This window comes from Caldisericia bacterium (genome assembly GCA_021158845.1).
Classification (GTDB): domain Bacteria; phylum Caldisericota; class Caldisericia; order B22-G15; family B22-G15; genus B22-G15.
This window is the reverse complement of sequence record JAGGSY010000161.1, coordinates 1-3839: the sequence shown is the minus strand read 5'-3', so window position 1 is coordinate 3839 and position 3839 is coordinate 1. Positions and strand designations below refer to the sequence as shown.

General features: G+C 38.4%; 3 protein-coding genes. 2 read left to right on the top strand and 1 reads right to left on the bottom strand.

Annotated features, from left to right (window positions below; genetic code table 11):
• The first annotated feature begins 171 nt into the window (after positions 1-171).
• Positions 172-2208 carry a bifunctional (p)ppGpp synthetase/guanosine-3',5'-bis(diphosphate) 3'-pyrophosphohydrolase gene (locus J7J33_05710; GenBank protein MCD6168775.1) on the top strand — a complete coding sequence of 679 codons (2037 nt, stop codon included), beginning with the start codon at positions 172-174 and terminating at the stop codon, positions 2206-2208.
• Positions 2205-2657, top strand: coding sequence for a D-tyrosyl-tRNA(Tyr) deacylase (gene dtd / locus J7J33_05705; protein ID MCD6168774.1), 453 nt, complete (start codon positions 2205-2207; stop codon positions 2655-2657). The genes J7J33_05710 and dtd overlap by 4 nt, the downstream gene beginning before the upstream one ends.
• On the opposite strand, the gene mtnA is transcribed toward dtd, so the two are convergent.
• Positions 2637-3662, bottom strand: a complete 1026-nt coding sequence (gene mtnA, locus J7J33_05700) for an S-methyl-5-thioribose-1-phosphate isomerase (protein ID MCD6168773.1) — start codon at positions 3660-3662, stop codon at positions 2637-2639. The genes dtd and mtnA overlap by 21 nt on opposite strands.
• Between the last annotated feature and the right edge of the window lie 177 nt (positions 3663-3839).

The window sequence follows — 3839 nt, the reverse complement described above, 5'->3', positions numbered from 1 at the left end:
TTGCTCATGCTGTATACAAATCAGGTATCCCTTATAGAGAAAGAAACAACTCTTTGACCCTTTCATCCCCTTGACATTATCACAGTATCTGGCACCTGGCGTTGCATAATTTGACAAAGGGGTATTTGTTGTGTTAATTTCTATTTAACAGAGGGTTTAAAGAGGAGTTTTATGGACAAAGGCGAAGCAAAAGAGACGAATCTCTCACAGGATCTTTTATTGTGGGAGAAATTCAAGGAGAAGGCAAAAGGAAAGATAATTGATAAGGATATAAAGTTCCTTGAAAAGGCGTATCTTTTTGCAAAAAAGTATCATGAAGGCCAGGTGAGGAAATCAGGAGAACCATACATACTTCATCCACTAAATGTTGCCTTGATTCTTCTCTCCTTTAATCTTGATGTTCCAACCCTTGCAGCAGGAATACTCCACGATGTTGTGGAGGATACCGGAGTAAGTATAGATACTCTCAGAGAGAAGTTTGGTAAAGAAATAGCAGGTCTTGTTGACGGAGTTACCAAGATTTCCCAGATAAAATTCCTTTCCCTTGAGGAAAGAAAACTTGAGTCTTTAAGGAAAGTTCTCATTGCCATGGCAACAGACTTCAGAGTGGTTTTCATAAAACTTGCCGATAGATTACACAACATGAGAACACTTAACTTTCTTCCTCCAGAAAAGAGAAAAAGGATTGCTAAAGAGACACTGGAAATTTATGTTCCCCTTGCCCACAGACTTGGAATATACTCCTTAAAGTGGGAGCTTGAAGACCTGTGTCTTAAGTATCTTGAGCCTGAAATATACCATGATCTTAAAGTAAAAGTCGCAAGAAAGAGGGAGGAAAGGGAAGAGGAGATAGAGAGGATAAAGGAGAAGATAGAGAACTTCTTAAAGGATAAAGGAATTATCTGTAGAGTTGAGGGAAGAGCGAAGAACCTTTACTCAATATACAGAAAGATGAAGTATGACAACAAGACCTTTGAAGAGATATTTGATTTGACAGCTTTAAGGGTTATTGTCCCAACAGTTACAGATTGCTATAAATCTCTTGGATACATCCATACTCTTTGGAAACCTGTTCCAGGAAGGGTTAAAGATTACATAGCCATTCCAAAACCAAATGGTTATCAATCCCTCCACACAACAGTTATAGGAGATAGAGGAGAACCCTTTGAGGTTCAGATAAGAACTGAGGAGATGCATGTAAGATGCGAAATGGGAGTTGCTGCTCACTGGGCTTATAAGGAAAAGGGAAAGAAGCTGGAGGAGACACTTTTAAACAAGATGAACTGGATAAGACAGATATCTGAGTGGCAGAGAACCATTCCGTCTGCAAAGGAGTTTATAAATAGGGTAAAGGAAGACCTTTTCTCTGATGAAATTTTTGTTTTTACTCCAAAGGGAGAGATAATAAACCTTCCAAAGGGTGCAACTCCTGTGGATTTTGCCTATAAGATTCACACAGAGATAGGACATAAGTGTATTGGCGCAAAGGTGAATGGTAGAATTGTTCCCCTTGATTACAAGCTCAAGACAGGTGAGAGGGTGGAAATTCTTGTTTCAAAGACATCTCCAGGACCATCCCGTGACTGGCTCAAATTTGTTAAGAGCCCTTCAACAAGAGAAAAGATAAGACAATTCTTTAGAAGAAAGGAAAGGGAAGAGATTAAGGAAGAGGAGGAGAAGAAAGAGGTAAAGGAGGAAGAGAAGGGTATAATCTTTGAGAGAAAGATAAGGAGGGGAAACAAATTTGGAATTGTAGTTTCAGGGGTTAAAGGTAATCTACTTATAAATCTTGCAAAGTGTTGCACTCCAATTCCAGGAGATGAAATCATTGGTTATATAACAAAAGGGAGGGGAATTGTTATCCACAGGAGAGATTGTAAGAATCTCTTGAGACTCCTTGCAAATAATCCTGAAGCAAGAAACAAACTGGTTAAGGTTGAGTGGACTGAGGGAGGGAAGGTCTTTTATCCGGTAAAAGTTGATGTTGTTGTGAAGGATACACCAGGACTACTTAATAAAATAACTTCAATAATAGCTAAGCATGGAATTAATATTGAGTCGATTCACGCTCCGCCACCAAAGGGAAAGGAGAGAATTGTAACAATTCACCTTACCCTTCAGGTTCCTGGAGATAGGGCATTTAAGCAGCTTGTAAACGAACTCACAATTATACCGCAGATTGTTGAGGTGAAGAGGACATATAAATGAGAGCAGTTATCCAGAGAGTAAAGGAGGCAAGTGTTATTATAGACGGTAAAGTCTATTCAAATATTGGAAGAGGCTTCCTTGTTCTTCTTGCTGTGGAGGAGAATGATACAGAAAAAGATATGGAATATTTATTGAAAAAGATACCAAACTTAAGGGTGTTTGAGGGTGAAAGTGGAAAAATGAATTTGTCCTTAAAGGATGTAGGTGGAGAGATGCTTGTTGTGTCTCAATTCACACTTCTTGGAAATGTGAAGAGGGGGTTAAGACCTGATTTTACAAGGGCTGAGAGACCGGAGAGGGCAAAGAAACTCTATCTTGAGTTTGTGGAGAAGGTAAGAGAACAGGGGATAAAAGTAAAAACAGGAAAATTTGCCGCCTTTATGGAGGTAAGGTTAATAAACGAGGGTCCAGTCACTATAATTATTGACTCAAGATTTAGAGAGTTTTAAAAGGTTTTCTTCAAAAGGTGGATAAACAACACCCTTTTCTGTTATTATCGCTGTTATATTCTCATGAGGTGTTACATCAAAGGCTGGATTGAATACTTTGGTTCCATCAACTGCAATTTGAATATCCTTTATATGTGTTACCTCCTTAGGATTTCTCTCTTCAATGGGAATTTCATCTCCACTCTCAAGAGAGAGGTCTATACTTGAGAATGGCGCAGCAATGTAGAAGGGTATTCCATTTTCCCTTGCAAGTACGGAGAGGGTGTATGTGCCTATCTTATTTGCCGTATCGCCATTTCTTGCAATTCTGTCTGCCCCAACTATTACTGCATCAACCTTCTTTAATTTCATAACCCATCCTGCCATTGAATCTGTTATAAGTGTTGAAGGGATTCCTTCTTTAACCAACTCAAGGCCAGTGAGTCTTGCTCCCTGAAGGTACGGTCTTGTTTCAGTATAGAAGACCTGAATCCTCTTTCCAGCTCTTTTTGTAAACTTTATTACCCCAAGGGCAGTTCCAGGTCCAAGGGTTGCAAGAGAACCAGTATTGCAATGGGTTAAAAAGGTAGTTCCATCTGGGAATAACTTTTCTCCAAACTGAGATATCTTTATACACTTCTCCTCTTCCTCTTTTTCTATTTTAATTGCCTCATTTCTTATAATCTCTTTTATATTTTGTTTTCCAAGATTTTCCTTTAAAACCCTCTCCATTCTCTCAAGAGCCCATCTTAAGTTTACAGCGGTTGGTCTTGCTGAAAGTAGTTTATCCCTTATCTCTGTGTATCTATCTTTTATCTCTTCCTCTTTTAATTCCTTTATTCCAAGATAAAACCCATAGCCTGCTGTTACTCCTATAACAGGCGCTCCCCTCGTCTTCATCTCTTTTATGGCAAGATAAACATCCATATATGTTTTGCACTCAACATACTCAAATTTATGGGGGAGAAGCCTCTGATCAAGCACAATTAGCCTATCACCTTTCCACTCTATTGGTTTAATATCCATTCCAAACCTCCTAAAGAGAGTTTAAACACATAATATCATAGATTAGAAATGAATTTAAACTTATTCTTCTCTTTAAGACTTTTTCAAACAATTAAGCACCTTCGCAATCTTTATTCTGGACTTAAAATAATTATAATTGATATGCTCACCATATGGAAGACAAAGTAAGGGATTAAC

What these genes read in the sequence shown, in the direction of transcription:
- dtd (MCD6168774.1), top strand. Translation starts at nt 2,205, where the DNA reads ATGAGAGCAGTTATCCAGAGAGTAAAGGAGGCAAGTGTTATTATAGAC.
- J7J33_05710 (MCD6168775.1), top strand. Translation starts at nt 172, where the DNA reads ATGGACAAAGGCGAAGCAAAAGAGACGAATCTCTCACAGGATCTTTTA.
- mtnA (MCD6168773.1), bottom strand. Translation starts at nt 3,662, where the DNA reads ATGGATATTAAACCAATAGAGTGGAAAGGTGATAGGCTAATTGTGCTT.